The sequence below is a fragment of the Pseudomonas chlororaphis subsp. piscium genome (assembly GCF_003850345.1).
Lineage (GTDB): Bacteria > Pseudomonadota > Gammaproteobacteria > Pseudomonadales > Pseudomonadaceae > Aquipseudomonas > Aquipseudomonas piscium.
Genome location: NZ_CP027707.1, coordinates 5515768 through 5542049 on the forward strand (window position 1 = coordinate 5515768; position 26282 = coordinate 5542049).

Genomic DNA, 26282 nt, shown 5'->3' on the forward strand with positions numbered 1-26282 from the left:
CTAGCCTCCGAACAGACGATTGAAGGTACGTTTGAACAAACTCTTCTCGGCGACCTCGATTCCGATCAGGTTCTGGGTCAGCTCACGCAGGGCCAGGGTCACCCCCGAACGTGGAGCGTGCAGCTCAAGCGGCACACCGGTGTTCTGGCTCTCACTGACCACCGCATAGTCATTGGGCACGGCTTGCAGGGTCGTGCAGCGCAAGGCATCGGCAACATCCTTGAGGCTCACTGGCGAGGTCTTGTTGTAGCGATTGACCACCACCTGTATCCGGTTGCTCTGCACATTCAGGTCGTCGCGCAGGATGCGGGTCAGGCGGGTGCCGTCCTTCAGGTGGCTCAGGCTCTGCTGCAACACGACGTAGATACGGTCGGCCTGTTCGAGCGTGACACCGGTGAGGTGATCGATCTGTCGCGGCAGATCCACCACCACCCAGTCGTAGGTCCCACGGGCCAGACGCAACAGTTTTTCCAGCTGATCCAGGTGCACATCCTGCGTCAGGCACAGCTCCCCGGTACGCCCGCCCAGCACATGCAGGGTCGGACTGAAATGGTTGCAATAGCCACGCAAGGCAATGCTGTCCAGGGACTCGACCTGCTTCAGCACATCCACATGGCTGTGGGTAGGCACCACATCCAGGCAATGCGCCACGCTGCCGAACTGCAGGTCCAGGTCCAGCAGCAGGGTCCTGCCACCACGGGTGGCGAGCTGATGCGCCAGGTTGCAAGCCAGCATCGAGGCTCCCGAACCGCCTTTGGCATTCATCACCGCAACCAGCTTGCCACCGGTCCCCTGCTCCGCATTGGCTTCCATGAGCATACGGCCGATGGCCGCCTGCAACTCTTCGGCCGCTACCGGCTCGGGAAGAAAATCCCGGGCGCCGGCCTGCATCGCCAGGCGCATGCCCTCACGCTCATCCAGCGGGCCGCAGACCAATAGCGGTGGGCGCTCCTTGAGCGGATGCTGCAACAGGGCCGCCAGCTCTTCACGCCACAGATGGCTGACGCGCAACAGCAGGAAGTCGGGCATCTGCTCCAGCCCATACAGCGGATCGGTATGACCGTTGCTCACCAGGCGAGTGCTGACCTGAATGTTCGGCAGTCCCTGGCTCAACGCTTTCAGATGATTCAAGGTCGTCGCGTCGCGCCCACTGATCAGCAGGCGTTTGCCTTGCTTTTCAGTAGCGGCAGCGACGGGCGCTTCTCGGGTACTCAACATGGTGTGATCTCCGGTGTGACTGCTGCCTGGGGCTGCCGACCGAGGCTTTCACGTGGCACGGTCGACCTGAATACCGGTAAGACAAACACCCCGTTGAACCCAGGAATCAGCAGATTGAAACTGAAGTTGGATACCTGTAGCTGGACATAACGAATGGCGACAAAGCCGTTGCTGCCGCTCAGATCGTTGGGGCTGGCGACGACCGCGCCGTTGGCGTCCAGATAAACCAGGTTCAGGTTGGCGGACGTCAGATTATTGAGCAGGCTGCTCGGACCGCCGTTGGTGGAAGCGTTGAACATCGCCCGACGCAGAATCACCGGATCGTTGATGTCACACACCGCCGCCAGGCGGGCGCCGCGGCGCACGGTTTCATTCAGGGCATTGACCGTGAAGTACAGCCGGCCCATTTCCAGCACACCGAACAGCACGGTGAACAGCACCAGGCTGGTGATCGCGAACTCGACGGTGTACAGCCCACGCATACCTTTGACGTTCATCACAAGGCCCTCATGACGACGGTGGAAGTCAAGGCCAGGCCCAGCGGCACGTTGCTGCCAAACAAGGCGGGCAAGGCACTGCCGATCACCGGCACATAGGTGTAGGTAATGCTGACCTGGATATGCTGGGCACCCACCGCGGTGACCGCGACAGCTGCTGGCGTCAGCCCCGACACCGCCGCCGGGTAGCCATTGGGGTTGGCGGGCACGCCATAGACAGCGATGTTCTTGGCCTGGGTCTGCAGCGTGCCACTCAGTTCAAGCTTGCCGAGGGTGGAGTTCCACGCCTTGTCAGCGACATAACGCCCGGCGTCGCGACTGGCCTGCATCAGGCTGTTGTACTGAAACAGCATGCGACCGAACTCGGCGAAGGCCAGCATCAGCAACAGCAGCAGCGGCAGCGTCAACACCAGCTCCACCATCGCCAATCCGCTTTGGCTACGCGGCGACCTGAATCCTGTGCGTCCCATAAGACCTCCTAAGAGTCGGTACTTGGCGTCTGGCTGTTGTCGATATAGGTCTTGTACAGCTGGATGATCTGCGGCCCGGTGGTATTGGCCGGGTTGGGGCCTGGCACGTTGTCGCCTTCGCACACCTTCTCGAACTGGCCGAATATCTGCGCCTCATTGCCCTTTTGCGACGCCGGTTGCAGGACGAAGTAGCAGGCGAAACCCAGCACCGGTATCGAGGACGTCCCGTCGTTCTTGCCCGAGCAATCACCGATCACGATCTTGATGATCCGCCGTTCGAACGACCCGCCGTTCTGGCAACCGCCGCCACCGGCAACGCAGTTGGCGGACTCCTGCACCCAGTTGTTGTAGTCGTACAAGGCGCTGCCGCCCGCGGACAAATTGCCGCTGCTCGAGGTGACCGCCTGATTGTTGTACTGAATCTGCTTGAGCGTATCGTCGTAAGTGAACGACTTGGAGTTGGTCGTGATCACCAGGTCCGGAGGATAGTTCGCCGCGCTGAGGCCACCGGAATACTGGTTGAAGCGCGTATTGAGGCCCTGGGAGGCAGGCCCGACAGTGTTCCCCGGCTTGGTCTGGACATTCGAACCGACGCTGTTGCACTGGGTGATACCGCCTGCCAGCCCCTGCCTGATCGTGCTGCCGCCCGAGCCGAAATCGAGCAGCTGGAAGTTGCCGGGGCCAATCGGCGAGCTGTTGCCCGCGGCGGTTTTCAACACCTGCGCATCGCCGAACTGGAACCCCCAGAACATCCCGGTGGCCGGGTTGTTTTTCGTTGGATCGCCGCACACCATCAGCGGCGTGAGGTCACAAGGGCTGGCAGGGCTTGGCCCGGCGGTGGCGACCGCGCTCACAAACTTGTTACCGACACCATTGCCCAGGGTCTGAAAGACGCCCCAGAAGAATCCGGCCAGGGAATAGTTCGTGACCGTCACCCGCACATAGCTCGCATTGGCCGGCCCCGGGAAAGAGAAAGGTCCATAGACAGTGGACGCCAACTCCACCGTGGCAAAACCGCCGACATTGTTGCCGATGGCGGTGGCCAGCTCCTGATTGCCGCTGGCACTGGCATTCAGGGTCAGGGTATTGAGCGCAGCGGTCTGCGCCAGGGTCGCGGCCCCTGTCGTGCCCATTACCGTGCTGAGCGTCTTGGCACCGCTCAGCGCCGCTGCATCCACCGCATTTTGCAGGCGGGACTTGTTCACCAGCATATGGCCGCCATCCAGCGCCAGGGCCCCCATCAGCAGCATCGAGGCCAGGGCAATCACCACCAGTACAAGCATTGCTCCGCGCTGCTGCCGTGGAAATGCACTCAATGGCTGTTGGATATGCGTACTCATCATCAAGCCCTCATCGTTCGTCTATGTCGTACCCGATCATTTACAGCTGGGACTTCACAACGTTGACCTCGATCCCACGAATCACCGTGATCCCGCTATCGCCGCTGGCACGACGACGGACAATCGGCCGAACCACTGGAGGAGCAGGCACGTCCTGGATCATCGCGACCGGCTCGACCATCGCCGGTTGCTTCTGGTTGTCCAGCGGGTTGCGCAGAGCCAGTTGCAGCTTGCCGGCCGCCATCCCCTTGACCAATTCCTCGGCCTGGAGGGGGGTCATTTCCAGGGTCACGGCGCGCACGACCACCGGTTGGGTCTTGTCGGTACTGGCCGTCTGGTCCACTGCCAGCACCCGCAGGTCTTGCAGGATGGTCTTGGATTCGGCGTCGCCGGTATTGCCGGTCTGCCGGGTAGCCAGCACATCGACCCGGTTACCCGGCAACAGGAACCCACCCACGCCGACCACGTCGTCCACCCTGACCGAGATCGCACGCTTGGTAGGTTCGATCAGCGACGCCAGGGTACTGCCGCCCAAGTGTTCGGCCAGACGCGCACCGCGCAGGATGTCGCCGCGCAGCATGGAGAAGGTGGCGATCTTGCCTACGACCTTCTCGGTCGCGTCGAAAGCATCCTCGGGTACGGTCTCCTTGGGCATACGGACCAGCGCGACCTGCTGTGGCTCGACCATTTGCCCGAAAGCGATTTCCACGGTCGCCACTACCACGTTCTGCTGGTTATCGTCGGGGGTGGCATTGAGCCTTGCATTGAGCCAGCTGTTGGCCATCCATGCCGCGCCCAGGCCCAGAACCACGGACAAGGTCACCAGAGTGAAAGTACGAGAACTCATGTCGAAATCTCCTTACTCAAAGAAAATCGAGCTGGACGAAGTAGCTGTGCCAGGCCCACTCCAGTTCCAGGGTTGACAGTGGTCCGATGGCGCCCAGATAACGCTGGCGATCGAGCGCCATGCTCAAGAGATCCCGTGGGTGGCAAGGCACCAGCGGCATGTTTTCAGCGCCATAGAGTTCATCCAGGACGTAGCGCAACAGCAGCGGGTCGTATTGGATGTTCATGCGCTCCGTCTCTTGAATCCAGATACGTTCGTACTCCTCGGGCTTGAGGTAGCCGAACTGCAGCTTGTAGCCAATCCGCCGCAGGAACGCCTCATCGGCCAGCTCCAACGGGTTCAGGTTGGTGGAAAACACCAGGATCAGGTCGAACGGCAACTCGCAGTGCCGCCCGCCGCCGAGGTTGAGGAAGTCACGCTTCTCCTCCATCGGTACGATCCAGCGATTGAGCAACTCCGCGGGAGCCATGCGCTGGCGCCCCATGTCGTCGATGACGAACAGACCATTGCTGGCCTTGAGCTGCAACGGCGCCTGGTACTGGCGAGTGAAGGGGTCGTAGCGGATATCCAGCTGTTCCATGGTCAGCTCGCCGCCGGTAATGACGATCGGCCGTTCACAGCACAGGAGCCGGCGGTCGATCCCCTCATTGAGCATCAGACTGTTCTGCGGATCACCGACATCCAGACGCCGGTGTACCTGGGGGTCGTAGATCTCGATCACCGCATCGTTGATCGCAATGGCATAGGGCACCCAGATGGACTCGGAAAACAGCCGGATCAACCGACTGCTGACATAGGTCTTGCCGGTCCCTGCTGGCCCGTAAATCATGATGGCGCGCCCGGAATTCAGGGCCACGCCCAGTTGATCGAGCATGTTCTGCGCCAGCACCATGGAGCCGAAGGAAGCCTGCATGTCCCGGGCGCTGATACGGCCATGGTGAATGGTCTGTACCTTGAGCAGCGAGCGGTACGCGCCCACCGGAAATGGCGCCGCACCGATATAACCACTGCGCGACAAGGCATCCCGGGCAGCATTGCGGCCGCGCTCGGTCAGCCCGTAGCGCAAGCCCTGGCCACCGGCTTGGCCAAGGACCTCGACCCGATGATCCTGGCGCAGGAAGGTCAGGATTTCTTCAACCACCGCCCCCGTCAGCGCCAGGCGCTCTACCAGTCGAGGCATGTCCAGTACGCCCGCATCGTGCAGATGCTTGCAGACCAGGTCTCCGAGGAAATTGTCCGCCAGCCCGGTCTCAAGGATCGTGCGTGGCTGTGGAGCCAGTCGCTGCACTGCTTCCCGGTCGTTGCCGGTCGGACGGCTGTTACTGATGGCATACATAATGTTCTCCTGAGCTACTGGCCAAGGGGCAACCAGAGAAAGCTGGCCAATGTGCCGAGCAGGATCGCAACCGAATAGGGAAAGGGTTTGCCGGCCACTTCATCATCCGCCGGCGGAAAATAGGCCCTGGCTCTCACCATCTGCCAGTAGCGCCCCATGGTCTGTTGAACTTGACCACGTACCAACACGATCAGTACCCCGCACGCGCCACCGGCAATCAGGCTGAAAAACGCAGCCCAGAGGGCGTGTTGCGGAGTGAGAAAGGTGCCAACCATGGCCATGAGCTTGACGTCGCCGGCTGCCATCCCGCCAAAGGCGTACATGGGGAGAAAAACCGCAAAACCGATCGACATGCCCAGCAGTCCATAACCAAACCCGATGACGCCTGAGGAATAGGCCTGACCGGCAATCCCCAGTCCCAGCCCCAACAGCACCAAGAGGTTGGGAATACGGTGGTGACGAAGATCGTTCACCACCGCAATCCCCAGCAGTCCCAGCATCAATGCAATAACGAACAATTGCTCTTTGCCCATGACTGCAGCCCTCGGTGGAAGTTGGCGCGTTAGCAGACTTGACCCTGGACAGCGCATCCCAGGCTGGTGATGGCAGTGGCCACGTTCCCGCCCAAGGTGATAAACGCAGCAACAGCGCCCAAAGTGATCAGGCCACCGGCCACGGCATATTCCACAATGGTCAGGCCATCTTCGTCTTTGGCGAACTTGATGACCGAAGTCTTGATCGATTGCAGATTCATTTTCCCACCTCACTCAAGTATTTTTGTTTAAGAGCAGCACTTGCGTACTGCCTGGTTGAACATTAGTCAGGGGAACATTGGGAGGGTTAGGAGTTTTTTGCTGATCGTTAGGACTTTATTGCTGTTGTTGAAAGAAGCAAAAAAGCACCAGGAACAACACACCCCAAGGAACAGATGGTTTATCTAAGGAAAGAGTAATTGAAGCCCCTTGAAACAGCCTCGACCTCGGCGCGAGAACGGCCTGAGCCACAGTCGATAACGACAAAAGCCCCGGCCATGTTCGCTGCACCAAAACCATAGTGCGAAACGAAGTAACCCGAGGCTTCCATATCAGGATTTGATCTTCACGCGAGCAATACAGCGACGATACTCCAGAAGCTGCAAAGAGAATTTGCAGGCCGCTGCAGAGCGATGGGAGCCGTGCTAGGCCAAAGGTCATTTGACGATTTGTCTCGTTCGAGACCAAGACTGGAGCCATCCGTCATGTACTGTGCGCTGACTGCACATACCGATTGAGAAGGCTCCATCCTGTCCAGGCGAAATCAGACAGAAAAACGGCGGGAACACACATGCACCACAGGTACGGCCTCAGCCCGAGGGAAACCGCTCTCCACAACCAGACCCGAGAAGTCTGGCTGCGTACGAGCAACAAGCAACTCCAGCCCAGGACTGAGGACTTGGCACAACGGTTGTCGTTAGCACACCTGGCCCTGAACAGCACAGCCCAGGCTGGTAATGGCAGTGGCCACGTTGCCGCCCAGAGTCACGAACGCGGCAACGGCCCCCAGAGTGATCAGGCCACCGGCCACGGCATATTCCACGATGGTCAAACCATCTTCGTCCGCGATGAATGCCAGCACCGAGGTTTTGATTGTTTGCAGATTCATTTTATTCACCTCATATAAGTAAAGTTGCTTTAAGGCGATCAGTATTTGTACCGCCTGACTGAATCCTAGTCAGGGGCTAACAGAAAGAGTTAGGAGTTTATTGTCGGCTTCTAGGACTTTTTTGCGACCCTTGGCCAGACAGCAAAGAACCCCAATGAAACTAAACCAGGCAGATAGAGTTTTTTTCAGAAAAGAAGCTGTTCTCATATAACACTAAATTGATTCAGCCGTGGCCGGTGGTGCAAGAAAGGCGATCACAACAGCAAGGAGCTGCCTGTGACTCTTATCTCGCTGTCAGACATAGAAGGTAATCAAGAAAATTTATGAAGCGTTATCAGAACTTGATCCTTTGCCCGCAAAGCCCAATGGCGATACTGACAGCCCAGGAAATGACAGTGAGACACCAGGAAGGAATAAGGAAATGAAACCTGAGTCGGCCCAAAAACCCTCTCTTTTATGGTTCGACCTCACCCGCGACCGATCGTCTGAAGAACTGATCGCGCTGTTTCGTCCAGCCTGCGATTGCCGGGTGGCGAAAGATGCGTCTCTGCCCGAAAAGGACGCTCATCCTCTACCGGACATGATCTGCATGCACTATGACCGCCCGGACATGCCGGGGCTCAATCTGTTGCTGGAGATCAAACACAAGATTCCCTCCATTCCCATCGCCATGTTCACGGTGCAGCACTCCGAAGAACTCGCCGTGTGGGCCATGCGTTCGCGTGTCTGGGAATACATGGTGCTCCCTCTCGCGAGTGCGGAGATCCGGCGCTTCCTGCATGCGCTGAAGCAGCTCTACGAACTGCGCCACAGCAACGGATCCGGCGCCAAGACACTGCAGATCGAACATGGCCCGTCCCTGCCGGACAGCATCCGGCTGACCGCAGAGCACCAGAAACATCAGGCACTCAGCGATGTGCTGCTGTACATCGAGCAGAATTTTCGTGAAAGCATCGACCAGAAAGAGCTGGCTAAACGTTGCGGCATGACCACGTTCCGCTTCAGCCGTCTGTTCAAGGAGGTCCATGGCCTGGGGTTCATGGACTACATCCTGAGCAAGCGCATGGACTGCGCCAAGAATCTGCTCGACAACAGCCAGATGCCCATCACCAGCATCGGCTATGAAGTCGGCTTCAAGGACCCGTCCTACTTTGCCCGCGCCTTCAAACAATTCGCGGGCGCCAGTCCCAGCGAATACCGGCAACGCCGAAGAAGCCCGGAACTGGTAAAAAAAGAAGAGGTGGAACTGGAGCAAACACTGTCTCAGGTGATCGACAGCCTGCCGCTGCGTATCGAAGGCCGATGAACAGGCCAATCCAGCCCCATACGTTTCTGCAGGCAAAAAAAAACCCGAAAATCCTCACTTTCGTGGGCCTTTCGGATTTTAAATACTGCTAGAAAATGGTGGGTCGTGTGGGATTCGAACCTACGACCAATTGGTTAAAAGCCAACTGCTCTACCAACTGAGCTAACGACCCGCTGTGTGGTGGCGCGTATAATACTGATTTATAAAAAGAATTCAACACCCAATATGAAAAAAATCAAAAATAAGCTGTTGGGTCGCTGACACCGGCCGCAGCAAAACCTTCCGCACGCAGACGGCAACTGTCGCATTTACCGCAAGCACGCCCTTGATCATCGGCCTGGTAGCAGGACACGGTCAGGCCGTAATCAACCCCGAGCTTGACGCCTGCCTTGACGATATCGGCCTTGCTCAGGTTCTGCAGCGGTGCCTGGATACGGAACCCCTGCCCCTCTACCCCGGCCTTGGTCGCCAGGTTGGCCATGCGTTCGAAGGCCTCGACGAACTCCGGACGGCAATCCGGATAACCCGAATAGTCCACGGCGTTGACGCCAATGAAGATGTCCCGCGCGCCCAGCACCTCCGCCCAGCCCAGTGCCAGGGACAGGAACACCGTGTTACGCGCCGGCACGTAGGTGACCGGGATCCCTTCGCTCGGGGCCTCAGGCACATCGATGGCGCTGTCGGTCAGCGCGGAGCCGCCAATACCGTTGAGGTTGAGACCGATCACCTTGTGCTCGACCACGCCCAGATCACGAGCGACACGCTCGGCCGCCTGCAACTCGGCGCGATGACGCTGACCGTAATCGAAGCTCATGGTGTAGCAGCGGTAACCTTCGGCACGAGCCATGGCCACCACGGTGGCCGAATCCAGGCCTCCGGACAGCAGGATTACTGCACGCTTTTCAGTGGCAACCTGGTTCTGTGCTTGTTCAGTCATCTCAGCGCCCCGGCTCGTCATTCCAAAGATATTTATGCAGCTGCAATTGCAGGCGCACCGGCAGGTTGTCCGCAACGATCCAGTCGGCCAGATCGCGCGCATTCAGGTCGTGATGGCTCGGCGAGAACAGCACCTCGCCCGCCCGCCGCTCCAGACCATACTGGATCAGCTTGGAAACCGCCCAGTCGTAGTCCTCGCGGGAACAGATGACAAACTTGACCTGGTCGTTCGGCGTCAGCAGCTCGATGTTTTCGTAACGATTACGCTGGACCTCTTCCGATCCTGGCGTCTTCAGGTCGAGCACTCGACTGACGCGCGGATCGACCGCAGAAATATCCAGGGCCCCGCTGGTTTCCAGCGAGACCTCGTAACCGGCGTCACACAGCTGCTTGAGCAAGGGAATGGCATTAGGTTGCGCCAGAGGCTCGCCCCCGGTCACACAGACGTAACGCGGGCGGAAACCGGCGACCTGCTCAAGAATATTCTCGAGGGTACGGATGGTGCCGCCACTGAAGGCGTAGGCACTGTCGCAGTATTGGCAACGCAGCGGGCAACCGGTCAGGCGCACAAATACCGTGGGCAGGCCGGCGGTCCGAGTTTCACCCTGCAACGAGTAGAAAACTTCGGTAATTCTCAATGTGTCTTGCATAGTCGCCACGGGCGTAACAGCTAAACAGGCTGTCCGCCTCCGTCAGGCACCTCGAGGAATCCCGCAAACACGGTAATCCCAGGAAGCGTGTTTCATAAAAAGGGCATGGATTCTAACGAAAAAACCCGCGGCAAGCGCGGGTTTCTTCAAAACAGCTCAAACTCGATTACATACGTTGCAGATCGCGCTGAGCCAGCTGGGCGGCGGAAGTACCCGGATATTGGGCCACCACCTGCTGCAGAATGCCCTTGACCTTGTCAGTGTGGCCCAGTCGGCGCTCTACGTCAGCCAACTTGTACAGCGAGTCCGGCACCTTGGCATGCTTCGGATACAGCTGGGAGACCTTGGCGAATGCCTGGCCGGCACCTTGCAGGTCGCCCTTGGCCAGGTTCACTTCGCCCAACCAGTACTGGGCATTGCCCGCGTACTGACTGTTCGGGTATTTGCGCAGGAACGCGGCGAAAGCCTGGCTGGCCTTGTCGAAGTCCTTGGCCTTGATCAAGTCGAAGGCGGCGTCGTAATACAGCTTTTCCTTCGCCGGATCGCCCGGTTCACTGCTTGCCGCTGGAGCTTGCGAGGCAGCCCCGGCAGCTGCACCGGCGGCACTTGCATCGCCACCGGCAGAAGAATTATCAGGAGTCGCGGCAGGTGCACCGCCCGCTCCAATGCGCCGATCAAGATCCTGGTAACGCTCCAGGCTTTCCTGCTTCATGCGCGCAACATCGTTTTGCAGCACTTCAATCACACCTTGTTGCCGTGCGATTTGCTCCTGCATTTGCTGCAGTTGCTGGAACAGCTCGCCCTGTGCCGAGACAGGGGTCGAAACCCCTCCCCCGGCATAGGCGCCGTTCGTGCCATAACCCGCTGGCGGATAACTGCCTCCGCTATTGTTATAGCCTGAGTTGTTATCGACCACAGGAACCGCAGCCCACACCGAAAGCGGCGCGAGGCTGAGAGCCAAGACAGTTAGAGCACGACGGCACGTTCGCATGACGAATTACTTACGCAGTTCGACGCGACGGTTTTGAGCCCAGGACTGCTCGTCGTTGCCGGTAGCAACTGGACGCTCTTCGCCGTAGGAAACCAGTTCCAGCTGAGCTGGGGAAACGCCTTGCAGCACCAGGTAGCGCTGAACGGCTTTCGCACGACGCTCGCCCAGAGCCATGTTGTACTCACGAGTACCACGTTCGTCGGTGTTGCCTTCCAGAACAACGCGAGCGCCGTTTGCTTTCAGGTCTTTGGCGTGAACGTCCAGAGCGCGCATGGCTTCTGGCTTCAGGTCCGAGCTGTCGTATTCGAAGTAGAAGGTGGTGATTGCGCGCAGAGCAGCTTCTTCGCTCAGGGAGCCGTCAACTGCACCGGTGTTAGCGCCGTAACCAGCGTTTGGATCAACAGCGCCTTCACCAGCGTTGTCGCCGCCTTTGGAGGAGCAACCTACAGCTACAGCCATGGCCAGAGCCAGCGCAGCAAACTTACCAAACTTCAGCATTTCCATCGTGAAACTCCTAATGAACCCCAGTGTGTTAAGTAAAACGTAAAGCGCCGCGTCAGTTCAGGTAAGGGGACCAGGACGGTTCTCTGACTTCGCCTTGAGCGGTAGGAAGCGGGAGCCTCACGCGTCCATTAATGGACACGAGCATCAAGACTCCCCGGCCCTGCTGGCGGGTGGCGTAGATTACCATGGTGCCGTTGGGCGCAACAGTAGGCGACTCATCAAGTGTGCTGTCTGTAAGGATTTTTACGTTGCCACGCTGCAAATCCTGGGCAGCTACCTTGAAGTTTGTGAAGCCATCCTGCCGGTGAATCATGACCAGGGTTTTTTCATCCGCGGACAGTTTCGGGTTGGCGTTGTAGTTGCCCACGAAAGTCACCCGCTCCGCACCGCCACCACCGGCGCTGGTCTTGTAGATCTGTGGTTTGCCGCCACGGTCCGAGGTGAAGTAGATGGTCGAACCATCCTTGCCCCAGAACGGTTCGGTGTTGATGCCAGGACCTGCGGTCACACGCGAGATCTGGCGCGAACCCAGGTTCATCACATAGATGTCCGGGTTGCCGTCCTTGGACAGCACGAACGCCAGGCGCTGGCCGTCCGGCGACCAGGCAGGCGCGCCGTTCAGGCCTTCGAAGTTGGTGATCTGCTCGCGACGGCCAGTGTCGATGTGCTGGACGAAGATGCGCGGACGCTTCTGCTCGAACGACACATAGGCAATGCGCTTGCCGTCCGGCGCGAAGCGCGGCGACAGGATCGGCTCACGGGATTGCAGCAGGGTCACCGCACGCGCGCCGTCGTAGTCGGAGCGTTGCAGGGTGTAGCGCGTGTTCTTCTCGGAGAAACGCTCTGCCGTGACGTACAGCATGCGAGTCGAGAAGGCGCCCTTGATACCGGTGAGTTTCTCGAACGACTGGTCGGAGATGTAGTGAGCCATGTCGCGCAACTGGTCGACGCTGCCCGAGACGCTGCCGGTCAGCACTTGCTGTTCGGTGGCGACGTTGAACAGGGCGTATTGCACCTGCAGGCGGCCGCCTGCCGGAACAATGCTGCCGACCATGATGTACTGGGCGCCCAGGGCCTTCCAGTCACGGTAGATGACTTCGCTGGCCTGGGTCGGCAGGCTGATCATGTTCTGCTTTGGAATCGGCGAGTAGTAACCCGAGTTGCGCAGGTCGTTGCCGATGATTTCCGCCATGTCGTCGGGCAGCACGCTGCCCCCTTGCCAACCGAATGGCACTACGGCGATTGGCGTGGCCCGGTCACTGCCACTGGTGACCAGAATATTCTTTTCATCCGCTGTCGCTATCCCTGCCATACAGCAAATAACGACAAGCAATCCTCGAAGAAGGTTTCTCACAAGGCTAGATCCTCAGGTGTGAATGTCATCTTGAATGAACGATACGGAGCGAAATCGCTCGGCTTCATTCCCTGCATTTCTGTCAAACGTCCAATGTTCTTGACCGCAGCTACCGCCGAGGCATCGAACGGACCATCGCCGCTGGACTTGGCCACCGACACGGAAGTCACCGTACCATCCGGCAACATGCCGATTTGCAGCACGACAGTCATGTTATTGCGCGCCGAAGGAGGACGAGCCCAGCCTTCCGCTGCACGAGCACGAATCAGATCGTCGAAACTGCCCGCGACTTCGTCGCCCTGCTCGTCCGCCAAGGCCTGCTGACGCTGTGGCGTGTCGGAAAGCAAATCAGCCAGGGCCTGGGCCTTTTTCTCTTCGGCGGATTTACGCGCTGCTTCCTGAGCCTTTTTCTTGGCTGCGTCGGCGGCGGCTTTCTTCTTCGCGTCCTCGGCGACCTTCTTCTTCGCCTCGTCTGCTTCAGCTTTCTTCTTGGCGTCTTCCGCGGCTTTCTTCTTCGCGTCTTCGACTATCTTTTTCTTCGCCTCTTCAGCGGCCTTTTTCTTGGCTTCTTCTTCAGCGGCTTTCTTGGCTTCTTCTTCGGCTTTCTTCTTGGCTATATCAGCCAATTGTTTCTCTTCGGCCTTCTTCGCTTCCGCAGCCTTCTTCGCGTCGTCGGCTTTCTTGGCTTCATAAGCCTTCTTTGCCTCATCCGCTTTCTTGGCTTCGTCGGCCTTTTTCGCTTCCTCGGCTTTTTGAGCAGCCTCTTCTTTCTTTTGTTCCGCAGCCTTCACCGCTTCCTGCTCGACCTTTTTCTGCTCCATCTGCTCGACTTCGGTCTGGCGCGCGGCGGATTTCTTCGCTTCACCCGCAATCTTCTGATTGGTCTGGGTGGTCGCCTGACTTTTCGATTGCAGCTGATACAGGGTCGCCTGGACGATCGGCTTGGACGGCGGCAACTCCGGCGTCATGGCAAAACTGACGAACAGCATGCCGAACACCAGAACGTGCAGGGCAATTGCCCACACGCTAGGCCAGAAGTAGCTTTCCGAGGCGGACGGCTCTCGCTGTTGCTGCATCAGGGCGCCTCGGTAATCAAGCCAACGTTACCGACGCCGGCCTTCTGCAGCCCGCCCATGGCGCCCATGACGGCACCGTAGTCAACGGACTTGTCGCCGCGGATGAACACCTGGGTATGCTTGCCGCCTTCATTGCCGGCGCGAATGATCTTGGTCACCGCGTCGGTCATCTGCGGCAAGGTCATGGCCTTGTCCATCTGCTTGTCGGTGTCGACTTCGCTGCCAAGGTTCCAGTAGTAGGTCTTGTCAGCCTTGATCGAAATGGTCAGGACCTGGGTGTTGTTGTCCTGCGGCAAGGCTTCGCTGGAAACCTTGGGCAGATCGACTTTCACGCCCTGATTGAGCATCGGCGCGGTCACCATGAAGATAACCAGCAGTACCAACATCACGTCGATGTAGGGCACCACGTTCATCTCGGCAACCGGCTTGCGTTTGTGGCGAACTCGGGCCATGGGGATTTACCTGCTCACTCTTCGCTGGTGTGCACTTTACGGTGCAGGATCGCCTGGAACTCGTCGGCGAAGGTGTAGTAACGGCTGATCAGGGTCTCGCCACGGGCCGCAAAACGGTTGTAGGCAATAACGGCCGGGATCGCGGCAAACAGGCCGATCGCGGTAGCGATCAGGGCTTCGGCGATACCCGGTGCTACGGTCGCCAGGGTCGCCTGCTGGGCGCTGGCCAGGCCGCGGAAGGAGTTCATGATCCCCCAGACGGTACCGAACAGACCGATGTAGGGGCTGACCGAGCCGACAGTGGCGAGGAACGGCAGGCTCTGCTCCAGCTTCTCTTCTTCACGGGAGATGGCGACACGCATGGCACGCGCGACACCTTCCATGACCGCCTCGGGATCAACGCCCGATTGCTGGCGCAGGCGCGAGAACTCTTTGAAACCGGCACGGAAGATCTGCTCCACACCCGAATCAGGGTCCGGGTTGCTGCCCGCCTGACGGTACAGCTTGGACAGGTCGATACCCGACCAGAAGCGCTCTTCGAAGCTCTCCAGGGCGCGTCGACCGGCACGCAGCAGGTTGCTGCGCTGAAAGATCATGATCCATGAGGTCACCGATGCGGCTACCAGGGTCAGCATTACCAACTGCACAACGATGCTGGCATTGCTGACCAAGCTCCACATGGAGGAATGGTCGACGACGTTAGCTTCCACGCTTTATCTCCTGCTCTGAGTGTGTACCCGCGCCGCTCACGCCGGCAAAGGCCGCACGTAGAGCTTCGGGAATGGCCCGGGGTTTCAAATTGTCGGTGCGCACACAGGCCACCAGAAACTGCCCTTCACAGAGCAGTGCATTATCCGTGGCTCGCCTGACCTGCTGTTTGAAGCGCAGGCTGGCCCGGTTCAATTCGATGACTTCTGCACTTACCAGAAGCTCGTCGTCCAGTCGCGCCGGCGCGTGGTAGCGCGCTTCGCTGGAATGCACGACGAACAACAGGTTCTCCCCTACCAGCTGCGATTGGGCAAAGCCCAGATCTCGTAGCCGCTCGGTTCGAGCCCGTTCCATAAACTTAAGGTAATTAACGTAATAAACGATGCCGCCGGCATCGGTGTCTTCGTAATAAACGCGACAACGATGTGCGAACGACTCAAGCCCGTTTTGCGCGCGCATACTCTAGTGCTTACTCCTCAGGTTGCCAATCCGGCCGGGCAACTGTTTTTCATTCTCGAACGGCTTTCTGGCGAAATAACGGCAATGCCAGCCCCCTAGGACCACACAGGCTGCGAATAAATCGCTGCCGAAGCGGCTATTAATCGTCCACGGCATCGAGGAATTCGTCTACCACAGGCATCTCCCCCAATCGTGACGGAATGTTTAGACCGAAATGCAGATAGGCATGCCGGGTCACCACACGGCCCCGCGGCGTACGCATGATATAGCCCTGCTGGATCAGATAGGGCTCGAGTACGTCCTCGATGGTATGCCGCTCTTCGCTGATGGCGGCCGCCAGACTGTCGACCCCCACCGGCCCGCCGTCGAACTTCTCGATCATGGTCAGCAGCAGGCGCCGGTCCTGGTGATCGAAGCCACGCTCGTCGACATCCAGCAGGTTCAGCGCCAGGTCGGCGATGGGTTTGGTGATGTGGCCCTTGGCGCGAACTTCGGCGAAGTCCCGCACCCGGCGCAACAAACGGTTGGCGATACGCGGCGTCCCCCGGGCACGCCGGGCGATTTCAAAGGCGCCGTCCGGGTCCAGCGGCAAGCCGAGAATGCCGGCGGAGCGCCCGACGATGGTCGCCAGGTCCGCGGTGCTATAGAACTCCAGGCGCTGGACGATGCCGAAGCGATCGCGCAGCGGGTTGGTCAGCATGCCCGCGCGAGTCGTCGCCCCCACCAGGGTGAATGGCGGCAGGTCGAGCTTGATCGAGCGGGCCGCCGGGCCTTCGCCGATCATGATGTCCAGCTGGAAATCTTCCATGGCCGGGTACAGCACTTCTTCGACGATCGGCGACAGGCGATGGATTTCATCGATAAACAGCACGTCGTGCGGTTCGAGATTGGTCAGCAGCGCCGCCAGATCCCCGGGGCGCTCCAGCACCGGACCCGAAGTGCTCTTGATCGACACCCCCATTTCCTGGGCGATGATGTTGGCCAGCGTGGTCTTACCCAAGCCCGGCGGGCCGAAGATCAGGGTATGGTCCAGCGACTCGTTGCGCCCGCGGGCAGCCTGGATGAACAGCTCCATTTGCTCGCGCACCGTCGGCTGGCCGATGTATTCGGCCAGGCTGACGGGGCGAATCGCACGGTCCTGGACTTCCTCGCGCTCACGGGGGCCCGTGGCGGCGATCAGACGATCTGCTTCTATCACTTAAATCATTCCCTTCAGGGCGCGGCGAATCATGTCTTCACTGCTCAGGCCTTTTTCCTTGATCGCGGAAACGGCCTTGCTGGCTTCCTGCGGCTTGTAGCCCAGGGAGATCAAAGCACTGACCGCATCGGTCTCGGCGCTGGCCACCGGCATCGGCGCGTCCGGCTGGTTCGGCACCAGGGCAAACATGCTCGGTACGGTTTCCCAGGCCTTGAAGCGGTCCTTGAGCTCGACCAGCAGGCGCTCCGCGGTCTTTTTACCGACCCCCGGCACCTTGGTCAGCGCCGAGGTGTCCTGCGCTTGCACGCAACGCACCAGCTCATCGACCTCCAGGCTGGACATCAGCGCCAGCGCCAGCTTCGGCCCTACGCCATTGAGGCGAATCAGTTCGCGAAAAAAGTCCCGCTCGCGCTTGCTGGCAAAGCCATAGAGTAACTGGGCATCTTCACGCACGACCAAATGGGTGTGCAGGGTAAGCGGTTCACCGACCGACGGCAGGCGGTACAGGGTGGTCATGGGCACTTCCACCTCGTAACCCAGACCGTTTACATCGAGAATCAGGTGCGGCGGCTGTTTTTCAGCCAAGGTGCCGCGCAAGCGTCCAATCACGTTTCAGATCCTTAGCTCAGGCCAGACCAGCGGCCGGCGAGTCACAGAGCGGAGTTCCGGGCCGGGCAGACAGGCGCGGGATACTCCACTCATCAAATGTTTGCGCAGATGCTATCAGAGACGCAGGCGGCCGCCACGACTGCGTGCGGTACCCAGGCCGTGGGGCAGCAGGCTGGAACGGGTATGGGCATGGCAGATGGCAATCGCCAGGGCGTCCGAGGCGTCGATCTGCGGCTTGCTGGTCAACTTGAGCAAGTGCATGACCATCATTTGCACCTGTTCCTTGTTAGCCCCGCCGGTGCCCGCCACGGCCTGCTTGACCTGAGTGGCGGTGTATTCGGCGATTTCCAGGCTTTCCTCGGCCCCCGCCACGATCGCCGCGCCACGGGCCTGGCCCAGTTTCAGGGCCGAGTCGGCATTACGCGCCATGAACACCTTCTCAATGCCCATGGTCACCGGACCGTAGGTCTGAATGACCTCACGAACCCCGCGATAGACGATTTGCAGCCGCTCATGCAGCTCGCCGGCGCCTGTTCGAATGCAACCCGAAGCCACGTACACGCAGCCACGCCCGGTATCACGTACTACGCCGTAACCGGTGATGCGCGAACCCGGGTCGATACCAAGAATAAGAGTCATAACGCCTGCAAAGAGAAAATTCGGTTGCCTAAGGTAACGCCGGAAGAAGCCGGAGAAACAAAAAATCGCAGCCTTCGACAGCTCCCCTACAGGTACAGCCTAACCCTGTGTGTAAAGGGGGGAAACCGCCGAAGGCTGCGATCTTTTATCGCGCTATCAGCCGAGTTGCTCGGCCACCGACTCGGGAATATCCGCGTTGGAGTAGACGTTCTGCACATCGTCCAGGTCTTCGAGCATGTCGATCAGCTTGAGGACCTTCTCGGCGCCTTCCAGATCCAGCTCGGCACTGGTGGTCGGCTGCATGATGATTTCCGCGTCGTCGCCCTTGAAACCGGCCTCTTCGAGTGCGTTACGTACCGCATAGAAGCCAGTGAACGAGGTAAACACATCGATCGAGCCGTCTTCGTGAACAACCACGTCATCGGCGTCGGCTTCCAACGCCGCATCGGTCAGTGTGTCCTCATCGACGCCCGGCGCAAAGCTGATCTGCCCCTTGCGTTCGAACAGATACGCCACCGAACCGTCGGTGCCAAGGTTGCCGCCACATTTGCTGAAAGCATGGCGCACGGCAGCCGCGGTACGGTTGCGGTTGTCGGTCATGCATTCGACCATCACCGCCACGCCGCCCGGGCCATAACCCTCATAGGTCAGCTCTTCGACGTTGTCGGCCTCGGTCGCACCGGCGCCACGGGCGATGGCGCGATCGATGATGTCGCGACTCATGTTGGCACCCAGGGCCTTGTCCAGGGCAAGACGCAGACGCGGGTTGGAACCCGGATCGCCACCGCCCTGACGGGCGGCAACCGTCAGTTCACGGATCCACTTGGTGAAAATCTTGCCTCTCTTGGCATCCTGACGCTCTTTGCGGTGCTTGATGTTCGCCCACTTGGAATGACCTGCCATAACGCGCTCCAAATTCTCTTTGAAACATTGCCCGCAACGCCTGTAACGGCGGGCGGGCAACAAATATCTCGACCCAATAGAAAAAGGCGCATCCGCAGATGCGCCTTCAGGTCGGCCTTACTCAGCCTTTGGCTGTTCGCGCAAACGGATGTGCAGTTCGCGCAGCGCCTTGGCGTCGACCAGGCCAGGAGCCTGGGTCATCACACAAGCAGCGCTCTGGGTTTTCGGGAAGGCGATCACTTCACGGATCGACTGGGCGCCGGTCATCAGCATGACCAGGCGGTCCAGACCGAACGCCAGGCCACCGTGCGGCGGCGCGCCGTACTTCAGGGCGTCCAGCAGGAAGCCGAATTTCTCTTCCTGTTCCGCTTCGTTGATGCCCAGCAGACGGAATACCGCCTGTTGCATTTCCTTGCGGTGGATACGGATCGAACCGCCACCCAGCTCGGTGCCGTTGAGCACCATGTCGTAGGCACGGGACAGCGCGGTCGCCGGGTTGGCTTCCAGTTCTTCCGGCGAGCATTTCGGCGCGGTGAACGGGTGGTGCAAGGCGGTGAAGCTGCCGTCGTCGTTCTCTTCGAACATCGGGAAATCGACAACCCACATCGGCGCCCATTCGCAGGTCAGCAGGTTCAGGTCGTGACCGAGCTTGATCCGCAGCGCGCCCAGGGCTTCGCTGACGATCTTGGCCTTGTCGGCGCCGAAGAACACGATGTCGCCGTCGACCGCACCCACGCGATCGAGGATCACATTCAGGTTGGCTTCCGGGATGTTCTTGACGATTGGCGACTGCAGACCATCAACGCCATTGGCGCGCTCGTTGACCTTGATGTAGGCCAGGCCCTTGGCACCGTAGATGCCGACGAACTTGGTGTAGTCGTCGATCTGCTTGCGCGGCATGCTCGCCCCGCCAGGAACGCGCAAGGCGGCGATACGGCATTTCGGATCGTTGGCCGGACCGCTGAACACCTTGAACTCCACTTCCTTGAGCTGGTCGGCAACGTCCACCAGTTCCAGCGGGTTACGCAGGTCCGGCTTGTCGGAACCGTAGCGACGCATGGCTTCTTCAAAGGTCATGTGGGGGAATTCGCCGAATTCCAGATCCAGCACTTCCTTGAACAGGTTGCGGATCATGCCTTCGGTCAGGCCCATGATGTCTTTTTCATCGAGGAAGCTGGTTTCGATGTCGATCTGAGTGAACTCAGGCTGACGGTCGGCACGCAGGTCTTCGTCGCGGAAGCATTTGGCGATCTGGTAGTAGCGGTCGAAGCCGGCGACCATCAGCAACTGCTTGAACAGCTGTGGCGACTGCGGCAGAGCGAAGAAGCTGCCGGCGTGGGTACGGCTCGGTACCAGATAGTCACGCGCGCCTTCAGGGGTGGCACGGGTCAGGATCGGGGTTTCGACGTCGAGGAAACCGTTCTCGTCCAGGTAGCGACGGATGCTGGTGGTCATGCGCGAGCGCAGACGCAGCTTCTCGGCCATTTCCGGACGACGCAGATCGATGAAGCGATAGCGCAGACGGGTTTCTTCGCCCACGTCGGAGTATTCGTTGAGCGGGAACGGCGGGGTTTCCGCTTCGTTCAGCACTTCCAGCTGGTAGCCCAGGACTTCGATCATGCCCGAAGCCATGTTGGCGTTGCCGGCACCGGCCGGACGCAGGCGCACCTTGCCGGTGATCTTGACCACGTATTCGCTGCGCACGCGGTCGGCGGCGGCGAAGGTTTCAGCGCGGTCCGGGTCGAACACCACCTGGGCCAGACCTTCACGATCACGGATATCGAGGAAGATCACCCCGCCATGGTCGCGACGACGGTGGACCCATCCGCAAAGGGTAACTTCCTGACCTTCCAGGCTTTCGTTCAGTTGGCCGCAATAATGGCTGCGCATCATGGTAGTGGTTTCACTTCTCGTAATTCGAAATTCGATGGGAGGCCTTGCGCACCTCGGGGTACCGGATAATGCAAGAGCTCGCGCGTGTCGTTCAACTTAATCAGCTTTGTCGCCACCGGCCAGATTCTTCTTGGCGCCGGTTTTGAAGTCGGTCTCATACCAGCCCGAACCGCTGAGGCGGAAACCTGGCATGGACAGCATTTTTTTCAGCTCAGGCGCCTGGCAGGCAGGGCAATCGACCAACGCAGGCGCGCTGATCTTTTGAATGGCTTCCAACTGATGACCACAGGAAGCACATTGGTAGTCGTACATGGGCATGGGAGCGTCTCGGCGTACTTAACGTCTGGCTTAACCCGTGCCGAGGCCCGGGTTATATAGCAAAGGGCGGGATTATATCCATTAAATCGGCCCTGTGCAGCCGTATGACGGCACCGATAGACCACCGCCCGCCGAAACAAAGCCAGCGCCCCGCTGCCATACCCAGCCTATCGGGCCTGAGGGCGAACAGCCATGATCGGACGACAAGTCAGGCCCCATAAAGGCAAATGGCGCCGATAACGGCGCCATTCGGTCTGCGGGATTACTGCTCGCTCAACAGCGAGCGCAGCATCCACGCGGTTTTCTCATGCACCTGCATCCGCTGGGTCAGCAGGTCCGCGGTGGGTTCGTCGCTGACCTTGTCGATGATCGGGAAAATGCCACGGGCGGTGCGGGTCACCGCTTCCTGCCCCGCCACCAGCTGCCTGATCATCTCATCGGCGCTTGGCACGCCCTCTTCTTCCTTGATCGAAGAAAGACGCGCGTAGATGGAGTAAGCACCTGGCGCCGGGAAGCCCAGGGCGCGGATACGTTCAGCGATCAGATCCACCGCCAGCGCCAGTTCGTTGTACTGCTCCTCGAACATCAGATGCAGCGTGCGAAACTGCGGGCCTGTGACGTTCCAGTGGAAATTATGGGTTTTCAGATACAGCACATAAGTATCTGAAAGCAGGCGAGAGAGACCCTCCACGATGGATTTGCGATCTTCTGCGCTGATACCGATATCGATTGCCATGTCTATCTCCGTTAACACATTGAATTCAACAGATCAGGTACCGGACCACTCTAGCAAGACTGTCCTGCACCCGCAGCCCGGGATCGCCCGAGACCCTGCGACAGATTGCCCACCGAGCGGGCGACAGTACCTGCAAGAAAGCCCACTCCGGTTGTGACCCGCCTGAAAAGCCGCCGTTCCACGTTTTTGGGGTACTGGCTCTCTAGAACAAGGCTTTGCCCGATAGTCCGGTATTCCCTCAGGACAACCAGGGCTCTCTCCCTCCATTCGGCTACAGCGCTTGATTTGAGAAGGCCTGGGCTTTGCTGTTAAATAGAGGCCGTGTCGCTGTTGCCTATTTCTCGGCCTCAGCGCATAGGCTGATCTCGCGCACGTGCTCACCGCCTCCCATTGTTCAGAAGCGAACCGTGCACGCTCAGCTCTTCCTTGTGATCCGTCTTAACGTGAGTTCATTAAAATGTTGAAAATCGTCCACCTGCTAACGGGCGCAGCGGCCTTGCTGCTGTCCTTTATCCCTAGCCTGCGATCTGAAGCCGTTCCCTTCCTGCAACAACCCGATGCTCTTTACCTGGCCTTTTTCGGCCTGCTCAACCTGACGCTGGCTCCGGTTATCCCCTACTGGAACAAAGGCCCGCGCCACCAACTGCAAAACCTGGTCAGCGCGCTCCTGGTGCTGGCGGTGGTCTTGCAGACCTTGACCCTGCTGGCACCGATGCCGGTTATCGCAGGTCAACCGGCTGTGCTGTTCAGCCTGGTGACCGCGGCGATCGCCGTTCTTCTGCACCTGGCCGTCAGCTTCTACAAATCGTCTCCCTCGGCCAATACGTCGCAAACCTACGACATGAGCAATCGCGATACCGGCACCGTCAAGTGGTTCAACACTTCGAAGGGTTTCGGCTTCATCTCTCGCGACTCCGGCGATGACATCTTCGTGCACTTCCGCGCCATCCGTGGCGAAGGTCACCGCGTCCTGGTGGAAGGCCAGCGCGTGGAGTTCTCCGTCATGAACCGCGACAAGGGCCTGCAAGCCGAAGACGTGATTGCGGCATTGCCGCGTCGCTGATTCACGCCCATAAAAAACCGCGACGCAGCCAGGCTGCTCGCGGTTTTTTATTGCCTGAACGGCAGGGGCCGTCCAACGCTCAATAATGTGGCGGCGGAGCCTCTTCTTCGAATGACTCGAACTGCCCCACCATTTCCTCCTGACGCTTGAGCAAGGCGGCCATCTGCAACTGCAGGCGCTCGACCACCCGTTGCTGCCCTACCAGCACGTCGTTCAGGGCTTGAATGGTGTCATCCTGAAAAGCCAATCGGCTTTCCAGATCGGTAACCCGCTCTTCCAGGTTCATGACTCAGCCCTCCAGAAACTTGAAGTCATCGGTCAGGACCAGTCGTAACCGCTCACGAATCGCGGCCACCTGTTCGGCGTCGTAGGGCTTGGCAGGCAGCTTGCCCCATACCGGAGCAGGCCAGGCCCCATCGTCGCGCTTGCGAACAATAACGTGCATGTGCAACTGGCTGACGACATTGCCCAGAGTCGCCACATTCAACTTGTCCGCATCGAAAGAGTCTTTAAGCAACTCCGCCAGCGCCGTGGTTTCTCGCCATAGTTGCTGCTGGTCCGCGTCATCCAATTGAAACAACTCACTGATATCTTCCCGGCGCGGTACCAGGATGAACCACGGGTAATTGGAATCGTTGGACAACAGCAGCCGGCAAAGGGGGAAATCCCCAATGGGCAATGTGTCTTGTTGAAGTCGTGGATCTAAAGCGAACACCGCGCGCACTCCCGCTCAGCTCATCAAGTTTCAGCTTAGCGAACGCCATGACCGGCTGCCCGCCAAGCGACAGAACGGCAGCATACCTGCGAAAGCTTTTCCGTTCATCGCTCCGCTGCGCAGATCCCGCCTCAACATTCATCCTCGATGCCACACGTCAGAGCGCCCCGACCTGGAACATTTTCCAACGGGCTGCACCACGACTGAACGAAGCTCATAAAAAACAAGGAAAAAGCCGCGAAAGAGCCCCTTCCCTGCACATTCTTCAGCGCCCGACGGCGGATGATGATTGAGCTGCATCAAGAAACTTTTGCACCAAAACCTCACAGTGCGTCTACGCTCAGTGCGTTAACCATCCGCTATCTACTCACTCAGCAGGGTGAACCGGTAACGTTTTGGAATGTCGTGCGTTTTTTTTCAGGGAGCAACACCAGGAGGACAGGGAACGTCAAGCCCAAACAAAACGACCTTAAAACCACTGTTTTATGCGGTTTTTACAGCCTGAAGGGCTATCGCCGAAAAAAACTCGGTGCCTTTGCGTTTTGTGCACGCTTGTTGCATTCACACCCACATTGTCCCAGGAGAAGCCATCGGAAAAAGGCTCCTCCTGAGACTAATAACAATAGTGGCAAGGCTGCCCCATGGAGATTTGACTGCTTGACCAAAGTTCTTTTTGTTCCAGGTTCAAGCCTTCGAAAACAGCGCTGAAGTTGTCAGTCCGGATACATGCGGACTGCGGATTTGCGACATTGATCGAGCATTTTGCGACAGGGTCGTAAAGAAGCTGAAAGGACTGATACGCAAGTATCGCCAACATTGTCGGCGTGATATAAGTTTGCGCCGACACAAAAAGAAAGAGCCGCCCAGATAATAAAACAGGTGGGACGGCAGTACTCTTCTAAAAACCAAAGGAGCAAATCACGATGCGCGTGATGAAGTGGAGCATGATCGCACTGGCAGTTGCAGCAGCAGCCAGTACTCAAGTGGCTACGGCCGCACCTTTTGTAAGTGACCAGTCTGAAGCCAAGGGCTTTGTTGAAGACGCAAAATTCGACGTACTGTTGCGTAACTATTACTTCAATCGTGACAACAAAGACCACAGCAACGATCAGAAAGACTGGACCCAGGGTATCTGGGGCAACTTCAGCTCCGGTTACACCCAGGGCACCGTAGGCGTCGGCGTCGATGCATTCGGTTATCTGGCGATCAAACTGGACGGCGGCGACGGCACTGGCGGTACCGGTAACATGAGCCGCGACTCCGATGGCGACGTCAACAACAGCCAGGGCAAAGCAGGCGCGGCCGTCAAATTCCGCATCTCCAAGACCGAGCTGAAAGCCGGCGACATGCAGCCAAGCACCTCCCCGGTGTTCGCAGTCGGCGGTTCCCGTATCCTTCCTCAAACTGCCAGCGGTTTCCAACTGCAGAGCAGCGAGATCAAAAACCTTGATCTGGAAGGCGGTCACTTCTATTCGGCCACCAGCCAGGACTCCAACGCCCGTAACGGCAACCTGTATGCAAACTACGCCGGTGTGACATCCAACAGCATCGACTACTTCGGTGGCAAGTACGGCATCACCGACAATCTGAGTGCATCGCTCTACGGCGCCAAGCTGGAAGACATCTGGAACCAGTACTACGCCAACCTGAACTACACCATCCCAATGGGTGGCGATCAGTCGCTGAACCTGGACGGTAACATCTACCGTACCACCGACGCCGGCAGCGCCAAGGCGGGCGACATCAGCAACACCACGTTCTCCCTGGCAGCCGCTTTCTCGTTCCTGAGAGCACACACCATTACCGTCGCGTTCCAGAAGGTCAATGGTGACACTCCGTTCGACTACATCGGTGTAGGTGGCCACGATTCCTCCAGGCGCGGAGCCAACCGTGGCGGCGACTCGATCTTCCTCGCCAACTCCATCCAGTACTCTGACTTCAACGGCCCGAACGAGAAGTCCGCACAGATCCGTTACGATCTGAAAATGGCCGAGTACGGCGTTCCTGGTCTGAGCTTCATGACCCGTTATGTTAAAGGCTGGGATATCGATGGCACAGGCCTGGCTGACAACAGCGTGTACCGTAAAAACAACGGCGATCCGATTTACGGTGCCGATGGCAAACACAACGAGACCAACTTCGAAGCCAAGTACGTTGTTCAGTCTGGCCCGGCAAAAGATCTCTCCTTCCGCGTTCGTCAAGCTTGGCACTTCGCTAACAGCGACCAAGGTGAAGGCGATATCAAAGAGTTCCGCCTGATCGTCGACTACCCACTGTCGATCTTGTAATAGCGGTTACTTAGCAAGTAATAAAAAAGGCCCATCATTCGATGGGCCTTTTTGTTGGGGCTGGCGACTCGCTGAAGCTCCGGTTATCGACAGTTTATTGTTACAACCAGGTTTCAAACATCCTCCAGCGAGTAC

At 58.8% G+C, this 26282-nt stretch carries 30 protein-coding genes and 1 tRNA gene; 3 read left to right on the forward strand and 28 right to left on the reverse strand.

Going from position 1 to position 26282, the window contains the following annotated elements:
* The 9 genes from C4K38_RS24825 to C4K38_RS24865 all read right to left on the reverse strand — a co-directional run bounded on the left by C4K38_RS24825 (position 1) and on the right by C4K38_RS24865 (position 7349).
* A complete protein-coding gene (locus C4K38_RS24825; RefSeq protein ID WP_053280599.1) occupies positions 1-1218 on the reverse strand; it encodes a DMSO reductase family iron-sulfur subunit in 1218 nt (405 codons plus the stop codon).
* Entirely contained in the window at positions 1212-1715 is a 504-nt protein-coding gene (locus C4K38_RS24830) for a TadE/TadG family type IV pilus assembly protein (protein ID WP_053280600.1), read from the reverse strand. Before C4K38_RS24830 ends, C4K38_RS24825 begins: the two co-directional genes overlap by 7 nt.
* Positions 1715-2185: a TadE/TadG family type IV pilus assembly protein gene (locus tag C4K38_RS24835; protein WP_053280601.1), complete on the reverse strand. Its 471-nt coding sequence runs from the start codon at positions 2183-2185 to the stop codon at positions 1715-1717. Before C4K38_RS24835 ends, C4K38_RS24830 begins: the two co-directional genes overlap by 1 nt.
* 8 nt (positions 2186-2193) lie before the next feature.
* On the reverse strand, positions 2194-3528 hold the full coding sequence (locus C4K38_RS24840; RefSeq protein ID WP_053280602.1) for a TadE/TadG family type IV pilus assembly protein: 1335 nt from the start codon (positions 3526-3528) through the stop codon (positions 2194-2196).
* Between the two features lie 37 nt (positions 3529-3565).
* Positions 3566-4372, reverse strand: a complete 807-nt coding sequence (gene cpaB / locus C4K38_RS24845; protein ID WP_053280603.1) for a Flp pilus assembly protein CpaB — start codon at positions 4370-4372, stop codon at positions 3566-3568.
* A 16-nt stretch (positions 4373-4388) separates the two neighbouring features.
* On the reverse strand, positions 4389-5708 hold the full coding sequence (locus C4K38_RS24850; protein ID WP_053280604.1) for a DUF8689 domain-containing protein: 1320 nt from the start codon (positions 5706-5708) through the stop codon (positions 4389-4391).
* A gap of 14 nt (positions 5709-5722) precedes the next feature.
* Complete coding sequence (locus tag C4K38_RS24855; RefSeq protein ID WP_053280605.1) at positions 5723-6241, reverse strand: A24 family peptidase; 519 nt, start codon at positions 6239-6241, stop codon at positions 5723-5725.
* Positions 6242-6270: 29 nt separating this feature from the next.
* The gene (locus tag C4K38_RS24860) at positions 6271-6462 is read right to left on the reverse strand and encodes a Flp family type IVb pilin (RefSeq protein ID WP_053280606.1); all 192 of its coding nucleotides are present in this window, start codon (positions 6460-6462) and stop codon (positions 6271-6273) included.
* 695 nt (positions 6463-7157) lie between these two features.
* Entirely contained in the window at positions 7158-7349 is a 192-nt protein-coding gene (locus C4K38_RS24865; protein WP_025805894.1) for a Flp family type IVb pilin, read from the reverse strand.
* Between the two features lie 421 nt (positions 7350-7770).
* Between C4K38_RS24865 and C4K38_RS24870 the strand changes: the two genes are divergently transcribed.
* Positions 7771-8655, forward strand: coding sequence for a helix-turn-helix domain-containing protein (locus C4K38_RS24870; protein WP_053280607.1), 885 nt, complete (start codon positions 7771-7773; stop codon positions 8653-8655).
* Positions 8656-8751: 96 nt separating this feature from the next.
* Here C4K38_RS24870 and C4K38_RS24875 read toward each other — a convergent pair.
* From C4K38_RS24875 to C4K38_RS24955, 17 genes are all read right to left on the reverse strand, one after another.
* Positions 8752-8827: transfer RNA gene (locus tag C4K38_RS24875), tRNA-Lys, on the reverse strand.
* 63 nt (positions 8828-8890) lie between these two features.
* Positions 8891-9592: a 7-cyano-7-deazaguanine synthase QueC gene (queC, locus tag C4K38_RS24880; protein ID WP_053280608.1), complete on the reverse strand. Its 702-nt coding sequence runs from the start codon at positions 9590-9592 to the stop codon at positions 8891-8893.
* Between the two features lies 1 nt (position 9593).
* Positions 9594-10241 carry a 7-carboxy-7-deazaguanine synthase QueE gene (gene queE / locus C4K38_RS24885; RefSeq protein ID WP_053280609.1) on the reverse strand — a complete coding sequence of 216 codons (648 nt, stop codon included), beginning with the start codon at positions 10239-10241 and terminating at the stop codon, positions 9594-9596.
* A gap of 166 nt (positions 10242-10407) precedes the next feature.
* Positions 10408-11232 carry a tol-pal system protein YbgF gene (ybgF, locus tag C4K38_RS24890; protein WP_025805899.1) on the reverse strand — a complete coding sequence of 275 codons (825 nt, stop codon included), beginning with the start codon at positions 11230-11232 and terminating at the stop codon, positions 10408-10410.
* A gap of 6 nt (positions 11233-11238) precedes the next feature.
* On the reverse strand, positions 11239-11736 hold the full coding sequence (gene pal / locus C4K38_RS24895; RefSeq protein WP_003178634.1) for a peptidoglycan-associated lipoprotein Pal: 498 nt from the start codon (positions 11734-11736) through the stop codon (positions 11239-11241).
* 52 nt (positions 11737-11788) lie between these two features.
* Positions 11789-13048 carry a Tol-Pal system beta propeller repeat protein TolB gene (gene tolB / locus C4K38_RS24900; protein ID WP_007931107.1) on the reverse strand — a complete coding sequence of 420 codons (1260 nt, stop codon included), beginning with the start codon at positions 13046-13048 and terminating at the stop codon, positions 11789-11791.
* Between the two features lie 38 nt (positions 13049-13086).
* Positions 13087-14166, reverse strand: a complete 1080-nt coding sequence (gene tolA, locus C4K38_RS24905) for a cell envelope integrity protein TolA (RefSeq protein WP_053280610.1) — start codon at positions 14164-14166, stop codon at positions 13087-13089.
* Positions 14166-14618 (reverse strand): protein TolR, encoded by a 453-nt coding sequence (gene tolR, locus C4K38_RS24910; RefSeq protein ID WP_007931110.1) that lies wholly within the window; start codon positions 14616-14618, stop codon positions 14166-14168. Before tolR ends, tolA begins: the two co-directional genes overlap by 1 nt.
* A 14-nt stretch (positions 14619-14632) precedes the next feature.
* Positions 14633-15328 carry a protein TolQ gene (tolQ, locus tag C4K38_RS24915; RefSeq protein WP_007931111.1) on the reverse strand — a complete coding sequence of 232 codons (696 nt, stop codon included), beginning with the start codon at positions 15326-15328 and terminating at the stop codon, positions 14633-14635.
* The gene (gene ybgC, locus C4K38_RS24920) at positions 15318-15785 is read right to left on the reverse strand and encodes a tol-pal system-associated acyl-CoA thioesterase (RefSeq protein WP_053280611.1); all 468 of its coding nucleotides are present in this window, start codon (positions 15783-15785) and stop codon (positions 15318-15320) included. Before ybgC ends, tolQ begins: the two co-directional genes overlap by 11 nt.
* Positions 15786-15924: 139 nt before the next feature.
* The gene (gene ruvB / locus C4K38_RS24925) at positions 15925-16983 is read right to left on the reverse strand and encodes a Holliday junction branch migration DNA helicase RuvB (protein WP_009045286.1); all 1059 of its coding nucleotides are present in this window, start codon (positions 16981-16983) and stop codon (positions 15925-15927) included.
* Positions 16984-17592, reverse strand: coding sequence for a Holliday junction branch migration protein RuvA (gene ruvA / locus C4K38_RS24930; RefSeq protein WP_009050469.1), 609 nt, complete (start codon positions 17590-17592; stop codon positions 16984-16986).
* A 114-nt stretch (positions 17593-17706) separates the two neighbouring features.
* Positions 17707-18231 carry a crossover junction endodeoxyribonuclease RuvC gene (gene ruvC, locus C4K38_RS24935; protein ID WP_007931118.1) on the reverse strand — a complete coding sequence of 175 codons (525 nt, stop codon included), beginning with the start codon at positions 18229-18231 and terminating at the stop codon, positions 17707-17709.
* 156 nt (positions 18232-18387) lie between these two features.
* Positions 18388-19134, reverse strand: a complete 747-nt coding sequence (locus C4K38_RS24940; protein WP_053280612.1) for a YebC/PmpR family DNA-binding transcriptional regulator — start codon at positions 19132-19134, stop codon at positions 18388-18390.
* 117 nt (positions 19135-19251) lie between these two features.
* Complete coding sequence (gene aspS, locus C4K38_RS24945; RefSeq protein ID WP_053280613.1) at positions 19252-21027, reverse strand: aspartate--tRNA ligase; 1776 nt, start codon at positions 21025-21027, stop codon at positions 19252-19254.
* Between the two features lie 96 nt (positions 21028-21123).
* On the reverse strand, positions 21124-21345 hold the full coding sequence (locus C4K38_RS24950) for an FmdB family zinc ribbon protein (protein WP_007931131.1): 222 nt from the start codon (positions 21343-21345) through the stop codon (positions 21124-21126).
* Between the two features lie 262 nt (positions 21346-21607).
* Positions 21608-22081, reverse strand: coding sequence for a Dps family protein (locus C4K38_RS24955; protein WP_053280614.1), 474 nt, complete (start codon positions 22079-22081; stop codon positions 21608-21610).
* 457 nt (positions 22082-22538) lie between these two features.
* Between C4K38_RS24955 and C4K38_RS32755 the strand changes: the two genes are divergently transcribed.
* Positions 22539-23144 carry a cold-shock protein gene (locus tag C4K38_RS32755; RefSeq protein WP_009050471.1) on the forward strand — a complete coding sequence of 202 codons (606 nt, stop codon included), beginning with the start codon at positions 22539-22541 and terminating at the stop codon, positions 23142-23144.
* A 79-nt stretch (positions 23145-23223) separates the two neighbouring features.
* Here the strand turns inward: C4K38_RS32755 and C4K38_RS24965 are convergent, their stop codons facing one another.
* Complete coding sequence (locus C4K38_RS24965; RefSeq protein WP_007931136.1) at positions 23224-23430, reverse strand: SlyX family protein; 207 nt, start codon at positions 23428-23430, stop codon at positions 23224-23226.
* A gap of 3 nt (positions 23431-23433) precedes the next feature.
* On the reverse strand, positions 23434-23859 hold the full coding sequence (locus C4K38_RS24970; RefSeq protein WP_053280615.1) for an HIT family protein: 426 nt from the start codon (positions 23857-23859) through the stop codon (positions 23434-23436).
* Between the two features lie 923 nt (positions 23860-24782).
* On the opposite strand from C4K38_RS24970, the gene C4K38_RS24980 reads away from it, so the two are divergent.
* Positions 24783-26147, forward strand: coding sequence for an OprD family porin (locus tag C4K38_RS24980; RefSeq protein ID WP_053280616.1), 1365 nt, complete (start codon positions 24783-24785; stop codon positions 26145-26147).
* Positions 26148-26282 lie beyond the last annotated feature (135 nt).